A 17,881-nucleotide genomic window follows, 5' to 3' on the forward strand; every position below is an offset into this window, starting at 1 on the left:
ATGTTAGAATGACATGTTCAAACCAAATGAGTAGGTTGTTGGCGAAGGATAACGGCCATAGTCAACGCCATATACATTAGGTGACATGGTGCTGACACCGATTTCTGGGTCGTAGCCATCATAACCGGTAATGGTGAACAAATTCTGTATGTTACAATAGAGACGCAAGTTCTCAATACCCAACTTGCCAATCCACTTCTTAGGGAAGGTATAGCCAAGAGAGATATTCTTCATTCTCAGATAGGATCCGTCCTCTACGTAGCGGTCGCTGATGCGGTCGTTATCGTTAGGGTCGCCAATAATAGCGCGTGGGAGGGAGGCATCTGGATTAGCGACACGTACATTCTCTATATGTTCATACCATTTGCTGCCGTCTGCATAAACGATAGAAGCATCGATAGGCTCCAGGCGTGCACGATTTAATACGTCGGAATGCTGGTTGCACCATACGCTACTCATATTGGTGAGTCCGCGCTTGGTCAGGTTCATTACCTTGTTGCCATAGCTACCATTGATGAAAATACTCAAGTCGAAGCCCTTGTAACGGAAGGTGTTGGTCCAGCCGAAAGTATACTTAGGCATTGGTGAACCAATGTTGGTCTGGTCAAGCTCGTTGATGACACCATCTCCATTCAAGTCTTTATATTTAATGTCACCTACATAGACTGTGTTGGAACCATTGAAGACACCATTTGTAGGATACTTCTCTGGCTTTGGTGAACGCTCTATGTCTGCCAAGTCTTGGTAGATGCCATCGGTTACATAACCATAGAAGCTGTAGAGACTCTGACCTACGTCGGTCTTGCTGACCTGTGTCTGTCCCCACTGAGCATAGCCCATGATAGCTGAACTGGCAGTACCGTTGAGTGCTACCAATTTGTTTTTGTTCCATGAAATCTGGAACTCTGTATCCCACTGGAATTTGCCTACGAATGGGTGAGCAGTCACTGTTAACTCAAGACCGCTGTTGCGGATGTGGCCGTAGTTACCCATAGGAGCTTTCAGCTTGGAGTTATCATTACCGCTTGTACCCATATAGGAAGGCAACTGCATCTCCATCAACATATCCTTAGATTCCTTCTGATACCAGTCGAGGGTTAAGCCAATGCGGTCGTTGAAGAAACCGAGGTCGATACCCAGGTCAATCTGTTCCTGCTTTTCCCATTTTACATCCAGGTTAGGAATGTTCTGTGGACGATAACCTGCACCGAGGGAACTATATACTTTCTGCATGTTTACACCCCAGGCAAAAGAGTTGATGTTGGCATTACCGGTCTGTCCCCAACCGATACGGATTTTACCATTGCTCAGCCATTTTCCTGCCAACTTCTGAATGAACTTCTCATTAGAGAAACGCCAACTGGTAGCAAAAGAGTGGAAACCTGCCCAACGGTTGTTTGGACCAAAGTTTGAACTACCATCATAACGGTATGTGTAAGTAGCATTGTAACGGCTGTCATAGCTATACGTCCAACGGGTGAAGAAGGAAGCCATAGAACTGCTTCCGAATCCGGCAGCTATGGTAGGAGTACCCGTACCCAATACAGGATTATGTACAGCATCTGATGGCAACTTGTCGTTTGATATTTTGGTGTAATCCCATTTGCTTTCCCAGCATTCTTGTCCAACCATTGCTGTAACCGAATGCTTCTTAGCAAATGTGTTGTTATATGTAATATAGTTCTTGAGCTGCCAGTAAGTGCTGTTGTTCTTCTGGATACTGCTCTCGTTAGGCTCCTGCCAGTTATAGAGATCAATTGTGTTGTTGAAAATCTCAGCCTTGCTGTAGCTGAGGTCATAACCCAATTCTGCATGCCAGGTTAAGTGCTTGATAGGTGTAACCTCTGCATAGATATTACCTGTCAACTTCTTGCGGTTGAGCATGTTGTTCTGTTCCATAGCCTTAGCAATAGGGTTATGGATATTGTAGTTTTCGCGGGCAAAAGAAGCGTAATTTCCGTCAATGTCATAAATTGGAGCTTCTGGAAGTGAGGTCAAAGCGAAACCTACGATACCCTCAGCTCCATCTGTAAGCTTGAGGTCATCGTTCGAATTCGTAAAGGTTGCACTCAAACCGAGTTTCAGCCATTTCTTCAATTGTGCATCCAGGTTGGTGCGTACTGTAAGACGGTCAAAGCTAGAACCGATGATGGTACCATCTTGGTTCATGTAGCTTCCGGAAACATAATATTGGATTTTGTCAGTACCACCCTGAGCGGCTATCTGATGCTGCTGCTGAAACGCGGTCTGGAAGATAGCATCTTGCCAGTTGGTACCCTTGCCGAGCAAAGAAACATCGCTGTAATATGGATCTTCCTTGACACCACCGAAACCTGCAGCAACGAAATCGTTGTAATAATCACCGAATTCGCGAAGGTTCATCATGTCAAGGCGCTTGGTCTGACGGCTCCACGCCATCATGCCATCGTAGGTAAATTTAGCTTCACCGGCTTTACCTCTTTTTGTTGTGATGAGAACAACACCATTTGCTCCCTGTGCACCATAAATAGCTGTGGCTGAAGCATCCTTCAGAATCTCCATGCTTACGATATCTGCAGGGTTGATGGTTGAAAGTGGTGATACGGATGAGGCTGAACCATTATCGAGTGCGTCACCGAAACCAAGGGAACTACCACTGGAATTTCCTCCTTGGAAGATAACACCATCAATGACGTATAGTGGTTCTGCATTGGAGTTGATGGTTGCTGTACCACGAACTCGGATAGTGGATGCTGTACCAGGTGCACCAGAAGTGCTGACAGCGGTAACACCTGCTGCACGGCCCTGAAGTGACTGGTCGAGTGAGGTGATGATAGAACCCTTCATAGCCTTTTCGCCAAGGCTAACTGAAGAACCTGAGATATCACTCTTTTTCATGGTACCATAACCTACAACTACCACCTCGTCAAGACTGTTGTTGTCTTCTGCCAAAGTGATGTCGTACTTGCTCTGGCCTCCTACTTTGAAAGTTTTGGTAATATAGCCTACGTAGGTTACCTCTACAGTCTGTCCGGTAGCTACATTCAGTGTATAGTTACCATCAAAGTCTGTCACTGCGGCATTTTTTGTGCCTTTCACTTTTACTGTTGCACCGATGATAGGACCCATTGCATCGGATACGTTACCAGTAATCTTCTTGGTCTGTTGCACAGCCTGATTCGTTGTGATCTGGGCTGCGAAAGTTTGCTGAGGGGAGATGCCGAGAAGACTCAGGGCAGCTACACTAGCAAGCAACTTTTCTCTACTTTTAAAGTTCATACAATTTTTGTTAGTTGGTTAAAACAGTTTGGCTCTTTCACTTATATGATCGATACGGGAAAGAATCCAAAACGGATTAGTGCTCTCTGATTATTCCTTCGTCATCTTTCTCTGACGAGAAGAAAGGGCTAGAGGCTAGCTCTAGGTTGCATTTACTTTTTCCATTGTTGTGATTATGTTTATTTGTTTTATATTGTTTATTCTAAACCTTTAGGCTGTTTTGTAAATCTGCTGCAAAGATAGCTATTTTTTGCAAAATAGCTTGTACATATTTTGCTGATTACTAATACTTTTCTGCTTTATTGAAAATAAAATGTAATTTTCGTCATATTTATTAAAGATTAAGTGTTAGCGTTACAATTTATTTACTTGATGGTTGATTTATATTGATTATTCTATTATATGTCTATTATATATAAGGTACGCGTACATTATTTATTATATGAATTGTCATAACCTTTTGTGCTTTGTTAATTGATCTTTGGTTGTTTTCGGTCAATTCTTGAGTTAAATAGAGTGTGTGTTTTGTTGCTTTCTTTGCTTTTTCTGACTTGATGTGCGTCAATTCTTATTTCTGCTTTCAGATATTATCGAATATTTTTCTGCCTTTGCAACAAAGTATGTTTATTCAGCAAAATAATACACGGATATATCGGAAATTATGCCTAACTTTGCAACCGTAAAACAGAATGTTTAACTAGCAAGATTAACAACGACAATATGAATCATCGAATTGCAAATGTTTTTAGGTTAATAATTATAGGTGTTCTGATGAGTGTGCTGGGGACTACAAGCCTCAGCGCACAAATCAGAGGAACCAACATCGTGGTAACGGTGACCCCTGACCATCAGGATTGGAACTACCGGGTAGGCGAGAAGGCTAATTTCACGGTGAATGTGAGAAAGAGCGGTACGCTACTCAATCAGGTGAAGGTAGATTACGAAGCCGGACCGGCAATGTTTCCGGAGGTGAAGAAAAGTACCACTCTCAAGGACGGAACCATGAAATGGTGCGGCAGCCTGAACAGACCGGGCTTCTACCGCCTCAAGGTTATCGCTCATGTAGATGGAAAGGATTACGAAGGACTTTGCACGGCAGGGTTCTCTCCTGAGAAGATCCAGCCTTTCGCACAGGAACCTAAGGATTTCGATGCTTTCTGGAAGAAAGCACTGGATGAGGCACGACAGAATGACCTCAATCCTACCAAGGTGCTTCTGCCTGAGCGTTGTACCAAGGATAAGAATGTATATGAAATCAGCTATAACAACAATCGCTGGGGCTCTAAGATGTATGGCATCCTGAGTGTACCGGTCAAGGAAGGTAAGTATCCTGCTTTGCTCCGTGTGCCTGGTGCGGGTGTCCGCCCTTATTCTGGCGATACTTATACGGCTCCTGCTGAGTGTATCGTACTGGAAATCGGTATTCACGGTGTTCCTGTTACCATGCAGCAGAAGGTTTATGATGATCTTGCCAATGGCGAACTGAACGGTTATTGGGATACTAATCTCGAGAATCCTTATCGCAATGCTTACAGACGGGTAGTAACAGGTGCTGTCCGTGGTGTGGATTATATCGCTTCACTTCCTGAGTGGAACGGCAAGACCATCGGTGTTACCGGTTCTTCACAGGGTGGTTTCCTTTCCATCGCTGTGGCAGCTCTCGACAAGCGAATCACATTCCTGGCTCCTGTTCATGATGCCATGTGTGATTATGAGTCTGAGATTCATGGAGTTGCAGGCGGCTGGCCTCACTACTTCTATAAGGAAAACAAGGCGCAGGGTGCTGCTTGGAAAGAGCAGAAACTTACGGATTTGGAAAAGGCAAGACTCGAAGGAGCACGCTATTATGATGGCGTCAACTTCGCCCGTCGCATCACCGTTCCTGGCTGGTACAGTTTCGGCTATAATGATGAGGTGGTTCCGCCAACATCATCTTACGGTCTTTATAATTCGGTAAAAGCGCCAAAGACCTTGAGTCTGTATCAGATGACCGGTCATTACTGGTATCAGGAACAGTGGGATGAGTGGCAGGCTTGGATAATTCAGCAATTAAAGAAATAGATATATGTTAGGAAAAAGAATTTTGATTGGTGCAGCTTGCCTTATGGCGATGCAAGGAGCTGTGGCACAGGTTGATGGCGTTACGGGCGCATCAGTCCAGACTGCCAATACCTCCTGCTGCAAGGGTAAAAAGCAATGTTGCAATACTCCGGCAGAGCAACTGAAGGCAAGACTGCAGAAATTACTGAATAAGGGTATCATGCTCGGACATCAGGATGATCCGGTGTATGGCACTACTTGGAAATGGGATGAAGGAAAGAGCGATGTACTCCTCACTACAGGTGATTATCCTGCTGTGATGGGTTTCGATCTTGGAAAAATAGAGTTGGACAGCAAAGAAAATCTCGATGGCGTCTCTTTCAATCGGATGCGAAAAGAAATCATTGCACAAAGTGAGAGAGGAGGCATCGTTACTTTGAGCTGGCACCCTTGGAATCCGGTAACAGGCGAGAATGCCTGGGATCCGAAAGGCGATGCTGTAGCTGCTGTCCTGGATGGTGGCGCCCAGCAACAGAAGTTTGATGGCTGGCTCAAGAAGGTTGCCGATTTCATCCTTTCTTTGAAGACAAACGATGGTAAACTGGTTCCTGTCATCTTCCGACCATGGCATGAAATGAATGGCGGATGGTTCTGGTGGGGCGTAAACAGTTGCACTCCTGCACAATATAACCAACTATACGTAAAAACCCTAGATATACTTACTAAAGCAGGGTGCAACAACATCGTTTGGGCTTGGTCACCTAATCTCGGCAGCGAGAAGACAATAGAGAAGTTCCTGGAGCGATTCCCAGGTGAGAAGTATGTGGATATGCTGGGTGTTGATGTCTATGAGTTCGACAACAACGATGCCAACTATCAGCAGAACCTTGCAGCTACGCTCGATGTACTGATGGAAGCTGCCAAGAAGGTAGGCAAGATTCCTGCTCTTACAGAAACGGGTTGCAGGGGTATCGCCAGCAAGAAGGACTGGTTTACGCAAACCCTCTGGCCTGTACTTCAGAAGTATCAGTTGAGTTATGTTCTCTTCTGGCGTAATGCCTGGGATAAACCTCAGGAAGAGGCTTACCTCCCTGGTGTCGGCGACGGTGATATCGTCAAGGACTTCAAGAAGTTTAAGAAGGAAAAGAAAATCCTCTTCGCAAAAGAGGTTTTAAAGGTAAAGTGAATGTTAAATGTTAAGTGTTAAATGTTAAATTGGCATTAGTCCAATGTGCATTTTATACTCAACATTCAACACTTAACATTTAACACTTAACATTTAACATTAAAATAAATAAAATATGACAACATTTCAAGACAAAGTGAAAGCACTTCGCGCTCATCATGAAGAGTTGCTGAGCCGTAAGAATGAACCAGTAGAGTGGGGAAATGGTATCTACGAGAAGTATAAGAACCCAATCCTCACCGCAGAACATACTCCATTAGAGTGGCGTTACGACTTCGATGAGAAGAGCAACCCTTATCTGATGCAGCGCATCATGATGAATGCTACGCTCAATTCAGGTGCCATCAAGTGGAATGGTAAGTATATCCTCGTTGTTCGTGTTGAGGGTGCTGACCGCAAGAGTTTCTTTGCCGTAGCAGAGAGTCCTAATGGTGTTGACAACTTCCGTTTCTGGGATGAGCCTATCACCATGCCTGAGGATGTAGTTCCTGCTACCAATATCTATGATATGCGACTCACCGCTCATGAGGATGGCTACATCTATGGTGTGTTCTGTGCTGAGCGTCATGATGATGATCAGCCTGGCGACCTCAGTGCTGCTACTGCTACTGCGGCAATCGCCCGTACCAAGGACCTGGTAAACTGGGAGCGTCTTCCTGATTTGAAGACCAAGAGCCAGCAGCGCAATGTGGTTCTCCATCCGGAATTCGTTGACGGTAAGTATGCTTTTTATACCCGTCCTCAGGATGGTTTCATCGATACAGGTTCAGGCGGTGGTATCGGTTGGGCACTTGTTGATGATATCACTCATGCTGAAATCAAGGAAGAGAAGATCATCAATGCCCGTCACTATCATACCATCCAGGAGGTGAAGAACGGCGAGGGTCCTCATCCTATCAAGACAGATAAGGGCTGGTTGCATCTGGCTCACGGTGTTCGTGGCTGTGCCAGCGGTCTCCGCTATGTGCTCTATATGTACATGACTTCTCTTGAGGATCCTACAAAGGTGATTGCAGAACCTGGTGGATATCTCCTCGTACCGGAAGGTCCTGAGTATATCGGTGATGTAATGAATGTAGTCTTTGCCAATGGTTGGATTGCAGATGAGGATGGCAAGGTATTCATCTACTATGCTTCTTCTGATACCCGCATGCATGTGGCAACTTCTACCATCGACCGATTGGTAGACTACTGCATGAATACACCAAAGGATGATTATCGCACTCAGTTCTCTGTAGAGAAGATCAAGGCTTTGGTAGCAAAAAACAAACAGACTTTAAGTAAATAAGTTTCAGGTATTAAGATTGTAGGGATTCGTACTCCTCATCCGTATTATTGAATATGGATAAGGGGCGAATCCCTTTTTTAGTAACATTCAACATTCAACACTCAACACTTAACATTTAACATTAAAAATAAAAACAATGGCTCGTTTAAAAGAAAAAATAGCTTATGCATTGGGTGATGCCGCTGCGGGTGGTATTGTATGGAAGGTGATGTCTATCGCTTTTCCTCTGTTTTTTACAAATGTCTTCGGACTCTCGTTTGCGGATGCGGCAGTACTGATGCTCGTAGCCCGCATGTTCGATGTGGTTACTGACCCGCTGATGGGTACTCTTGCCGACCGTACCCAGAGCCGTTTCGGTACCTACCGTCCTTGGCTCATCTATGGTGCCATTCCTTTCGGATTGATATTCGCCCTCTTGCTCTATACCCCAGACTTTGGTCCTGTGGGCAAGCGAATCTATGCTTACGCCCTCTATCTGCTGATGATGGCGGTATATACCATGGTGAATGTGCCTTACGGCTCGTTGCTCGGTGTGATGACCGAGGATGATGATGAGAAGAACCAGTTCTCTTCTTTCCGTATGGTAGGTGCTTATGCGATGGGATTCATCACCCTGCTCTCTTTCCCTTATCTCCAGAAGATGGTAGGTGGATCTGCTGCCCATCAGTATGCTGTCATTGGTGCCGTGCTCGGTATTATTGCAGCCGTGATGACATTGGTTTGCGGTCTTTTTACCACGGAGCGTCTGAAGCCGAAGCGCGCTGAGAAGTTCTCGTTCCAGCAGTTTGCCGACCTCGTTCACAACAAGGCATGGCTCTATATGACAGCCATCGCCGTATGCACCAACTTCTTCAACGGATTCCGCTATGCCGTAGCCGGCTATATGTTCGATTACTGTCTGCATGGCAATGTAACCATAGAGGGACTGATTATCAACTATACCGTTTTCATGGCGTTCGGTGAAGTAACCTGTATGATTTTCGGTGGTGTATCTCCTTGGTTCACCCGTCTGGTAGGCAGCAAGCGCATGGCATTCTTCTGGGCAGCAGCTCTCTGTCTGGTACTTTCTGTAGTCTTCTTCTTCATCCCGATGGAACCATCCTATATCTGGGTGATGATAGTTATCGTTATCCTTACCTCTATGGGTATCGGTATCTATTCGCCATTGATGTGGTCTATGTATGCCGATGTAGCCGACTACCATACCGAGCATTTCGGAACATCCGCTACAGGTCTTATCTTCTCTTCCGGTACGATGAGCCAGAAGTTTGGTACAGCCATTTCCGGTTCTCTCATCGCCCTCTTCCTGGGCTGGGCAGGTGCCAACATGATAACAGATAAGATGGGTAATACGATGATCGACCCAGCCAGTGTCACCGACTCTGTGCTCACGATGGTATGGTCATTGTTCTCTCTCTTCCCAGCCGTCATCGCCTTCCTGCTGATGGTGCTGTCTTGGAAGTTCCCTATCCGCAAATAACACAGATAACATAACTAATAATCACTATAAAGAAAGGAAAATGGAAAATCTTAAAGAAACGATGCGGGATGTTCTGGAAAACAACATCCTCAGCTATTGGTTGACGAAAGTGAAAGATGAAGAAAACGGCGGCTTTTATGGACGTGTAGATGGTAATGACCAAGTACATTCCGAAGCCGAGAAGGGAGCGGTGATGAATGCCCGAATCCTCTGGGCGTTTTCTGCTGCCTACCGTGTATTGAAGAAGCCGGAGTATCTCGAGGCAGCCACCCGTGCCAAGGAGTATGTGCGCGATCATTTCCTCGACAAGGAATATGGCGGCATCTACTGGAGTGTTGACTATCAGGGCAATCCGCTTGATACCAAGAAGCAGACTTATGCCATCGGCTTTGCCATCTATGGCTTCTCGGAGTATGCCCGTGCAACAGGCGACAAGGAGGCATTGGATATCGCTATCTCGCTGTATCATGACATAGAGAAGCATGCCTTTGATGCCAAGAACAACGGATATATCGAGGCATTGACCCGTGAGTGGAATCCGATTGCAGACATGCGTCTCTCTGATAAGGACGAGAATGGTTCCCGTACGATGAATACTCATCTCCATATCATCGAGCCATATACTAATCTTTATCGTGTATGGAAGACTCCGGAACTGGAGAAGAGCATCCGTAATCTGCTCGACATCTTCACCGATAAGCTTCTGAACACAGAGACTTATCACCTCGACCTCTTCTTCAATGACGAGTGGGAGGGCAAGCGCAATATCGAGAGTTACGGTCATGATATCGAAGCTTCCTGGTTGCTCCACGAAACCGCTCTGGTTTTGGATGACAAGGAGGTGCTGCATAAGATAGAGCGCATTATCCGCCGTATCGCCGATGCTGCAGATGAAGGTCTGCGTCCGGATGGCAGTATGGTTTATGAGCATTGGAAAGATGGAGATAAGTATGATCTCCAGCGCCAGTGGTGGGTGCAGTGCGAGAACATCATCGGCCATATCGACCTCTATCAGTATTTCCGTACCGAAGAATATCTCCAGACTGCCATCGCCTGCTGGAACTATGTAGCCAAGCATCTGCTGGATAACAAGAACGGTGAGTGGCACTGGGCTATCCTGGAAGATGGTACGGTGAACAAGGAGGATGATAAGGCGGGTTTCTGGAAATGTCCTTACCACAACTCCCGTATGTGTCTCGAACTCATCGAACGTGACTATTAAAATACAGCTCCCCTGCAAGGCAGGAATAGAATACAAAAATCCAAGCAAATCATATATTTGCTTGGATTTTTTTGTTTATCCCGATTTTTTATTGTACTTTTGCAGCCAATGTAGAATTGAGGGTGGTATCGCATCAAAAATTCAACATTCAACATTCAACATTAAACATTAAAAATAAATGTATATAGCAATAGCAGGAAATATCGGTAGTGGCAAGACAACACTCACCAAGATGCTTTCTAAACATTATGGATGGAAACAGTACTTGGAGCCCGTGGCTGAAAACCCCTATATCGATGACTATTACAAGGATATCTCGCGATGGGCTCTCAATATGGAGGTGTTCTATCTGAAGCAGCGATTCAAGAATCTGCTGGAAATCCAACACAGTAAAGAGACGGTCATCCAGGACCGCACCATCTTTGAGGGCGTTTATGTCTTTGCGGCCAACAACCGGAAGATGGGCAACATGGACCAGCGCGACTACGAGACTTATATGGAGCTTTTCGAGTCGATGATGGAAGTGGTGGAGATGCCTGAACTGATGATATATCTCCGTTCTTCAGTTCCTCACCTCGTGAAGAATATCCAGAAGCGCGGTCGTGATTATGAGCAGAAGATGCCTTTGGATTATCTGGAAGGTATCAACAATCTTTACGAAGATTTCATCATGAATAAGTATAAGGGCAAGGTGCTTATCGTAGAAGTTGATAATCTCGATTTCGAGCACAATCCCAAGCAGTTTGGTGAAATCGTAGATAAGATAGATGCCAAGCTCTTCGGGCTGTTCTCTTAAAGGTAAAAAAGTAAAAAAGTAAAAAGGTAAAAAGGAAGAGTTGATGGCGCTAGCCCAATTCAACATTCAACATTTAACATTCAACATTAAAAACAAAAGATGCATATAGCAATAGCAGGAAATATAGGTAGCGGCAAGACAACATTGACCAAGATGCTTGCCAAGAGATATGGTTGGAAAGCTAATTTCGAGCCAGTAGATAATAATCCATATCTGGCTGATTATTACAAGGATATGGAACGTTGGTCGTTTAATCTTCAGATTTACTTTCTGAACAAGCGATTCCATGATGTTGTGGAAATTTCACGTTCAGAGCAGACCATCGTACAGGATAGAACCATCTTTGAGGATGCGCGTATCTTTGCGCCTAATCTTCACGATATCGGTATGATGAGCGACAGGGATTTCAAGAACTATACCGATCTTTTCGATCTGATGATCAGTTTGGTGAAACTCCCTGACCTGATGATATATATCAGGAGCAGCATTCCTACGCTCGTGAAGCATATCGAGAAGCGTGGCCGTGATTTCGAGAAGAGCATCCGCATTGATTATCTCCAGGGCTTGAACAAGCGTTATGAGGATTGGATCAAGGATTATAAAGGTCGCCTCATCATCATTGATGGTGATAATCTGGAGTTCGGAGAGAATCCTGAAGACTTTAGAAAGGTTACTGACCTGATAGATGCCGAGCTCTTCGGCCTGTTTGCTGAAAAGGGGGATTAAAGGCTTTTAAAGGTAAAAAAGTAAAAAGCGCAACCCCGCTAGGCGTCAAAGGAGGAACGCCTGGCGGGGTTGCGTTTTATGGTTGTACAGCTAAAAGGTATATGGTTGTACAACTAAAAGGTATATGGTTGTACAACTAAAAGGTATATGGTTGTACAGCTAAAAGGTTTATGGTTGTACAACTAAAGGGTTTATAGTTGTACGACTATAGGGTGTATGGTTGTACGACTATAAGGGTTGTAGTTGTACGATTAAAAGGTGTTGTCACTAGGCTCAGCAGACCTGCTGACTGCAGTCGGCAGAGCTGCTGACTAGGCTCAGCAGGTCTGCTGAGCCTAGTGGCAACCTTCGAGAAGCAGTCTCCTTCAACTCGAGAAGTAGTCTCCTAAAACTAAAAGAGACGTCTCTTTGAACCCAAAGAAACGTCTTCTTTCGCTTATTCAATCATATCCTTTCGCTTATTCAAACATCTGAATACGCTTATTCAATCATAATCTTCTGCTTATTCAAACATCTGAATTCTCCAGCAGAACTATCTTCTTCCCCCGGAAGAGCCGGATGCTTTGTAGAACTAACCTTTCTGGCGGGAGATGAAGATGCCGCCTTGGGCTGAAGTCTTATCTACTTGCTGGCCATTGAGATTATAGATAATCTCTTTCTCATCCTTTTTATGAAGGGTAGGAGAGACGATGAAAGTTGTGCCGGAAACAATGTCGAAGCGGATGATTTTTTGGGTAAAAAATCCTACTGTTCTGTTCCTTTTTGCTACAAAATACGCTCGTTTTAGCTGTTTCCGAACCTTCGTTAATACTGTCTGTTAACTGATGAAATCAGGCTGTTTTTTGTATTTTTTCACTTTGAACGCAAATTAAACCATAAAAAAATGTGCTCTTTCAGAAAAAAGTGTTACCTTTGCAACCGCTTAGAAGCATTTATATAAAATAACGTTATAACAAATTTATGAACTTTACACTATTTATCACCGTTTTGCTGACGGCTGTAACCTTGGTGGTGGCTGCTTATGTCATCGCGAAGTTGATCGGTCCTCGTTCATACAATCCGGTAAAGGGTGAACCTTTTGAGTGCGGTATTCCGACTCGTGGCAGCTCATGGTTGCCATCACACATCGGCTACTACCTCTTCGCCATCCTTTTCCTGATGTTTGACATCGAGACAGTATTGCTTTACCCATGGGCAGTCGTAGTTAAGCAGTTTGGATCTATGGCTCTCGTGAGCATCGGGTTCTTCCTGTTGGTATTGGTATTTGGCCTTGCATACGCTTGGCGGAAAGGAGCATTGGAATGGAAGTAAACAAAAGAGCCTCTATCAAGAGTATTCCTTACGACGAGTTTAAGGACAATGATACCCTCGAAAAGATTGCGCAGGAGCTCAATGAGGGTGGTGCTAACGTGGTAGTCGGTTCCCTTGATGCTGCCATCAACTGGGGACGCAGTAACTCACTCTGGTCTTTGACCTTCGGTACTTCTTGCTGTGGTATCGAGTTTATGGCTGTAGGTTGTGCGCGTTACGACTTCTCCCGTTTCGGTTTCGAGGTAACCCGTAACTCTCCACGTCAGGCAGACTTGATCATGTGTGCCGGTACTATTACCAATAAGATGGCACCTGTTTTCAAACGTTTGTACGATGAAATGGCTGAGCCTAAGTATGTGGTAGCTGTAGGTGGATGCACCATCTCCGGCGGTCCGTTCAAGAAGAGCTACAATGTGGTTCGTGGTATCAGCGAGTTGGTTCCTGTGGATGTTTACATCCCTGGATGTCCTCCACGCCCTGAGGCTATCCTTTACGGTATGATGCAGTTGCAGCGTAAGGTAAAGGTTGAGAAATTCTTCGGTGGTGCCAACCACAAGATGACCCAGGATGAGAAGGAACTCTCTATGAGCAAGGGTGGTCTTCGCGGCTTGAGCAACGAGAACCTCTCTGACAGCGAGAAGCTCGGACACAAGGAGCCTATCATCGTAACTGAAGTACCTGAGGATTTCGACCCTCAGAAAGGTCTAACTGATTAATATAATAAGGTATAAGAACATGAAACTGAATAATATTGAATTGAGTTTTGATAATTTCGCCTCAGAAATGGCGAAGTTGAAGAACGAGAAGCATTTCGACTACCTTGTTACCATCATCGGTGAAGACTTCGGTGAGGAAGGTCTCGGATGTATCTATATTCTCGAGAATACTCAGACCAACGAGTGCTGCTCAGTAAAGACCATCGCCAAGAAGGTGGATGGCAGTGATGTGATTCCTACAGTTATTAACCTTTGGAAGGTAGCTGACCTCCTGGAGCGTGAGGTATTCGATTTTGTCGGCATCAAGTTCCTGGGTCACCCAGATATGCGCCGTCTTTTCCTCCGTACCGATTTCCAGGGCTATCCATTGCGCAAGGACTTCGATATGAGTCCTGAGGCAAACAAGTTCCCTTGCACTGATGAGCCAGAGGATGACTTCACCATGGAGTATTCCTTGAGCGAGGATGGACATCTCGTTGCTACAGAGAAGCGTCGCTTCGACGAGAATGACTATGTTGTCAACATTGGTCCTAACCACCCATCTACCCATGGTGTGCTCCGATTGCAGACTGTTATTGATGGTGAGACTGTGAAGCGCATCTATCCACACCTCGGTTATATTCACCGTGGTATCGAGAAGATGTGGGAGAACATGACCTATCCTCAGACCTTGGCATTGACCGACCGTCTGAACTATCTTTCTGCGATGATGCACCGCCACGCTCTGGTTGGCGTTATCGAGGAGGCTATGGGTATCGAACTCTCAGACCGTATCCACTACATCCGTACCATCATGGATGAGTTACAGCGTATCGACTCACACTTGTTGTACCTCGGCTGTACCGCACAGGACTTGGGTGCCTTGACCGCATTCCTTTACTGTATGCGTGACCGTGAGCACGTATTGAACGTGATGGAGGAGACAACCGGTGGCCGTCTGATCCAGAACTACTACCGTATCGGTGGTCTGCAGGCAGATATCGACCCTAACTTCGTTCAGAATGTGAAGACCCTCTGCAAGTATCTCCGTCCGATGATTCAGGAGTACCTCGACGTATTCGGCGACAACGTGATTACTCACAACCGTCTCGAAGGCGTAGGACCAATGAATCTTGAGGATTGTATCAACTATGCCGTAACCGGTCCTGCCGGTCGTGCATCAGGTTGGAAGAACGATACCCGCAAGCGTCATCCATACGATATGTACGACAAGGTAGAGTGGAAGGAAATCACCCTTACCGGTTGCGATTCAATGGATCGTTACTATGTACACATCCAGGAGTTGTATCAGAGCTTGGACATCATCGAGCAGTTGATCGACAACATTCCAGAGGGTGAGTACTACATCAAGCAGAAGCCAATCATCAAGGTTCCAGAGGGACAGTGGTACTTCTCTGTAGAGGGTGCCAGCGGCGAGTTTGGTGTATATCTCGACTCAAAGGGTGACAAGAGTCCATACCGTATGAAGATGCGTCCGATGGGTCTCTCACTCACAGGAGCTTTGGATTCAATGCTCCGTGGTCAGAAGATCGCCGACCTCATCACTACAGGTGCAGCAATCGATTTCGTAATCCCTGATATTGATAGATAATTATGTTTGATTTTAGTATAGTAACAACATTCATCGACAATCTGCTTCGCCAGACCTTGGGTTTGGGCGACTTCCTGTCGATTCTGATAGAGTGCGTGCTCGTGGGTATCTGCATTTTGACAGCATACGCCCTCATCGCTATCGTACTTATCTTCATGGAGCGTAAGGTGTGTGCCTACTTCCAGTGCCGTCTCGGCCCTATGCGTGTAGGTCCTTGGGGTATCTTCCAGGTATTCGCCGACGTGCTCAAGATGTTGATCAAGGAGATCTTCGCTGTAGATAGAGCCGACAAGCTGCTCTACTACATAGCACCATTCCTCGTGATCATTGCCTCTGTAGGTACTTTCTCATTCCTTCCATGGAACAAGGGAGCTCATATTCTTGACTTCAACGTAGGTGTATTCCTCATCACAGCCGTAAGTTCTATCGGTGTGCTGGGTGTGTTCCTCGCAGGTTGGGCATCTAACAACAAATACTCTGTGGTATCTGCCATGCGTGGTGCCGTACAGATGATTTCTTATGAGATGTCTCTCGGTCTCTGTCTGATTTCTGCAGTCGTTCTTACCGGCACCATGCAGGTAAGCGGTATCGTAGAGGCACAGACTGGTGCTTGGAACTGGTTGATTATCAAGGGACATGTGCCAGCTATACTGGCTTTCCTCGTATTCCTCGTAGCAGGTAATGCTGAGGCAAACCGTGGTCCTTTCGACTTGGCTGAGGCTGAGAGTGAGTTGACCGCAGGTTACCACACTGAGTATTCAGGTATGGGTTTCGGTTTCTACTACCTGGCAGAGTACCTCAACCTCTTCGTGATTTCTGGTATCGCTTCTACCGTATTCCTCGGTGGTTGGGCGCCATTGAACATCGGTATCGAGGGCTTCGACAATCTGATGAACCTCATCCCAGGTTTCATCTGGTTCTTCGGTAAGACCTTTGCTGTTGTTTGGCTCCTGATGTGGGTACGTTGGACATTCCCACGTCTCCGTATCGACCAGATTCTGAAGTTGGAGTGGAAGTATCTGATGCCATTGTCACTCGTCATCCTGATTTTGATGACTGTGTGCGTAGCATTCGGATTCCACGGATAATCTTTAATACACATTATTATAATAATAAGAAAGTATGTCTAACAATTCATATTTCGGCGGTATTGCAGCGGGTTTGAAGACCCTCGCTATCGGTATGAAGACTACCATGAAGGAGTACTTCACACCAAAGAGCACAGAGCAGTATCCTGAGAACCGCAAGACTACACTCCACATCTCTCCACGTTTCCGTGGTCGCCTGGTCTTCGTTCGTGATGAGAACGAGGCTTACAAGTGTGTGGGTTGTACATTGTGTGAGAAGTCATGCCCTAACGATACCATCAAGATCGTAACTGAGATGGTGGAGGACCCAGAGACAGGCAAGAAGAAGCGCAAGCTGGTAGATTACCAGTACGACTTGGGCGACTGTATGTTCTGCGAGCTCTGTGTGAACGCATGTAACTTCGGTGCAATCAAGTTTGTCAACGATTTCGAGAATGCAGTCTTCGACCGCAACAAGTTGGTGATGCACCTTGACAAGGAGGTTTATAAGGGCGGCAGCCTTCCTGACCTCATCGATGGTGGTGCTCCATTGGAAATCGGTAAGTTTAACACCAAGACTAAGTAAGGAGGACTTTAGACAATGATAACAGCAAATTTATTTATGTTCGTCATCTTGGCAGTAGTCATTCTTGGCTCAGCCATCATGTGCGTGTTCACCAAGCGCATCATGCGTGCGGCAACCTTCCTGTTGTTCGTACTCTTCGGTGTAGCAGGCATGTTCTTCCTGCTCGACTATACTTATCTGGGTGCAGCTCAGATTTCTGTATATGCCGGTGGTATCACCATGCTTTATGTCTTCGCTATCCAGTTGGTTTCAAAGCGTACCCTCCAGGGGCTTTTGGAGCATGTCAAAGGAAGCAAGATTATCGGTCGCGCACTCGTCTGCCTCGTAGGTTTCGTAACCTTGGCAGTCATCGTGTTGAAGAATCACTTTATTGATATGGCTGCAACCGTAGCCGACACCGAGGTGCCAATGGACCAGGTAGGTTCTGCACTGGTAGGTGCTGACAAGTATGGCTATGTATTGCCATTCGAGTTTATCTCTGTATTCTTGTTGGCATGTATCATCGGTGGTATCTTAATCGCAAGAAAGGAGGATAAGAAATGATTCCAGTACAATATTTCTTCGTGCTCTCAGCACTCTTGTTCTTCATCGGAGTCTATGGCTTCTGTACACGC

The 17,881-nt window shown here is 45.7% G+C and carries 14 protein-coding genes and 1 pseudogene; 14 read left to right on the forward strand and 1 reads right to left on the reverse strand.

All coding sequences use genetic code 11. The features are described from left to right. Positions 1 to 3 precede the first annotated feature (3 nt). Entirely contained in the window at positions 4 to 3,258 is a 3,255-nt protein-coding gene (locus ACWJAO_RS10560; RefSeq protein WP_449140219.1) for a SusC/RagA family TonB-linked outer membrane protein, read from the reverse strand. 771 nt (positions 3,259 to 4,029) lie between these two features. On the opposite strand from ACWJAO_RS10560, the gene ACWJAO_RS10565 reads away from it, so the two are divergent. The 14 genes and pseudogenes from ACWJAO_RS10565 to ACWJAO_RS10630 form a co-directional block, all read left to right on the forward strand. Next, positions 4,030 to 5,319, forward strand: a complete 1,290-nt coding sequence (locus ACWJAO_RS10565) for an acetylxylan esterase (RefSeq protein WP_449140226.1) — start codon at positions 4,030 to 4,032, stop codon at positions 5,317 to 5,319. 4 nt (positions 5,320 to 5,323) lie between these two features. After that, on the forward strand, positions 5,324 to 6,484 hold the full coding sequence (locus ACWJAO_RS10570; protein WP_449140220.1) for a glycoside hydrolase family 26 protein: 1,161 nt from the start codon (positions 5,324 to 5,326) through the stop codon (positions 6,482 to 6,484). Between the two features lie 115 nt (positions 6,485 to 6,599). Then, positions 6,600 to 7,772 carry a glycoside hydrolase family 130 protein gene (locus tag ACWJAO_RS10575; RefSeq protein WP_449140221.1) on the forward strand — a complete coding sequence of 391 codons (1,173 nt, stop codon included), beginning with the start codon at positions 6,600 to 6,602 and terminating at the stop codon, positions 7,770 to 7,772. Between the two features lie 136 nt (positions 7,773 to 7,908). Further along, positions 7,909 to 9,252, forward strand: coding sequence for an MFS transporter (locus ACWJAO_RS10580; protein ID WP_449140222.1), 1,344 nt, complete (start codon positions 7,909 to 7,911; stop codon positions 9,250 to 9,252). A 40-nt stretch (positions 9,253 to 9,292) separates the two neighbouring features. After that, positions 9,293 to 10,474 (forward strand): AGE family epimerase/isomerase, encoded by a 1,182-nt coding sequence (locus ACWJAO_RS10585; protein WP_449140223.1) that lies wholly within the window; start codon positions 9,293 to 9,295, stop codon positions 10,472 to 10,474. A gap of 178 nt (positions 10,475 to 10,652) precedes the next feature. Beyond that, positions 10,653 to 11,270, forward strand: coding sequence for a deoxynucleoside kinase (locus ACWJAO_RS10590; protein ID WP_022121469.1), 618 nt, complete (start codon positions 10,653 to 10,655; stop codon positions 11,268 to 11,270). Positions 11,271 to 11,369: 99 nt separating this feature from the next. Continuing rightward, positions 11,370 to 11,996, forward strand: coding sequence for a deoxynucleoside kinase (locus ACWJAO_RS10595; protein ID WP_449140224.1), 627 nt, complete (start codon positions 11,370 to 11,372; stop codon positions 11,994 to 11,996). 960 nt (positions 11,997 to 12,956) lie between these two features. Further along, positions 12,957 to 13,307 carry an NADH-quinone oxidoreductase subunit A gene (locus ACWJAO_RS10600; RefSeq protein ID WP_022120133.1) on the forward strand — a complete coding sequence of 117 codons (351 nt, stop codon included), beginning with the start codon at positions 12,957 to 12,959 and terminating at the stop codon, positions 13,305 to 13,307. Then, the gene (locus ACWJAO_RS10605; protein ID WP_006846361.1) at positions 13,298 to 14,023 is read left to right on the forward strand and encodes an NADH-quinone oxidoreductase subunit B; all 726 of its coding nucleotides are present in this window, start codon (positions 13,298 to 13,300) and stop codon (positions 14,021 to 14,023) included. The genes ACWJAO_RS10600 and ACWJAO_RS10605 overlap by 10 nt, the downstream gene beginning before the upstream one ends. A gap of 19 nt (positions 14,024 to 14,042) precedes the next feature. Next, complete coding sequence (locus tag ACWJAO_RS10610) at positions 14,043 to 15,614, forward strand: NADH-quinone oxidoreductase subunit D-related protein (RefSeq protein WP_449140225.1); 1,572 nt, start codon at positions 14,043 to 14,045, stop codon at positions 15,612 to 15,614. 2 nt (positions 15,615 to 15,616) lie between these two features. Further along, complete coding sequence (gene nuoH / locus ACWJAO_RS10615) at positions 15,617 to 16,702, forward strand: NADH-quinone oxidoreductase subunit NuoH (RefSeq protein WP_117692680.1); 1,086 nt, start codon at positions 15,617 to 15,619, stop codon at positions 16,700 to 16,702. 34 nt (positions 16,703 to 16,736) lie between these two features. After that, positions 16,737 to 17,267, forward strand: a complete 531-nt coding sequence (locus ACWJAO_RS10620) for a NuoI/complex I 23 kDa subunit family protein (RefSeq protein ID WP_153137225.1) — start codon at positions 16,737 to 16,739, stop codon at positions 17,265 to 17,267. Positions 17,268 to 17,282: 15 nt separating this feature from the next. Beyond that, on the forward strand, positions 17,283 to 17,810 hold the full coding sequence (locus ACWJAO_RS10625) for an NADH-quinone oxidoreductase subunit J (protein ID WP_287894155.1): 528 nt from the start codon (positions 17,283 to 17,285) through the stop codon (positions 17,808 to 17,810). Continuing rightward, positions 17,807 to 17,881: pseudogene (locus ACWJAO_RS10630) on the forward strand (NADH-quinone oxidoreductase subunit NuoK); the annotation flags it as partial. The gene ACWJAO_RS10625 and the pseudogene ACWJAO_RS10630, both read left to right, overlap by 4 nt.

This window comes from Segatella sp. (assembly GCF_977051555.1).

Coding starts and splice junctions, on each gene's coding strand:
- ACWJAO_RS10565 (WP_449140226.1), top strand. CDS start 4,030: ATGAGTGTGCTGGGGACTACAAGCCTCAGCGCACAAATCAGAGGAACC.
- ACWJAO_RS10560 (WP_449140219.1), bottom strand. CDS start 3,258: ATGAACTTTAAAAGTAGAGAAAAGTTGCTTGCTAGTGTAGCTGCCCTG.
- ACWJAO_RS10580 (WP_449140222.1), top strand. CDS start 7,909: ATGGCTCGTTTAAAAGAAAAAATAGCTTATGCATTGGGTGATGCCGCT.
- ACWJAO_RS10605 (WP_006846361.1), top strand. CDS start 13,298: ATGGAAGTAAACAAAAGAGCCTCTATCAAGAGTATTCCTTACGACGAG.
- ACWJAO_RS10590 (WP_022121469.1), top strand. CDS start 10,653: ATGTATATAGCAATAGCAGGAAATATCGGTAGTGGCAAGACAACACTC.
- nuoH (WP_117692680.1), top strand. CDS start 15,617: ATGTTTGATTTTAGTATAGTAACAACATTCATCGACAATCTGCTTCGC.
- ACWJAO_RS10600 (WP_022120133.1), top strand. CDS start 12,957: ATGAACTTTACACTATTTATCACCGTTTTGCTGACGGCTGTAACCTTG.
- ACWJAO_RS10570 (WP_449140220.1), top strand. CDS start 5,324: ATGTTAGGAAAAAGAATTTTGATTGGTGCAGCTTGCCTTATGGCGATG.
- ACWJAO_RS10625 (WP_287894155.1), top strand. CDS start 17,283: ATGATAACAGCAAATTTATTTATGTTCGTCATCTTGGCAGTAGTCATT.
- ACWJAO_RS10595 (WP_449140224.1), top strand. CDS start 11,370: ATGCATATAGCAATAGCAGGAAATATAGGTAGCGGCAAGACAACATTG.
- ACWJAO_RS10575 (WP_449140221.1), top strand. CDS start 6,600: ATGACAACATTTCAAGACAAAGTGAAAGCACTTCGCGCTCATCATGAA.
- ACWJAO_RS10610 (WP_449140225.1), top strand. CDS start 14,043: ATGAAACTGAATAATATTGAATTGAGTTTTGATAATTTCGCCTCAGAA.
- ACWJAO_RS10620 (WP_153137225.1), top strand. CDS start 16,737: ATGTCTAACAATTCATATTTCGGCGGTATTGCAGCGGGTTTGAAGACC.
- ACWJAO_RS10585 (WP_449140223.1), top strand. CDS start 9,293: ATGGAAAATCTTAAAGAAACGATGCGGGATGTTCTGGAAAACAACATC.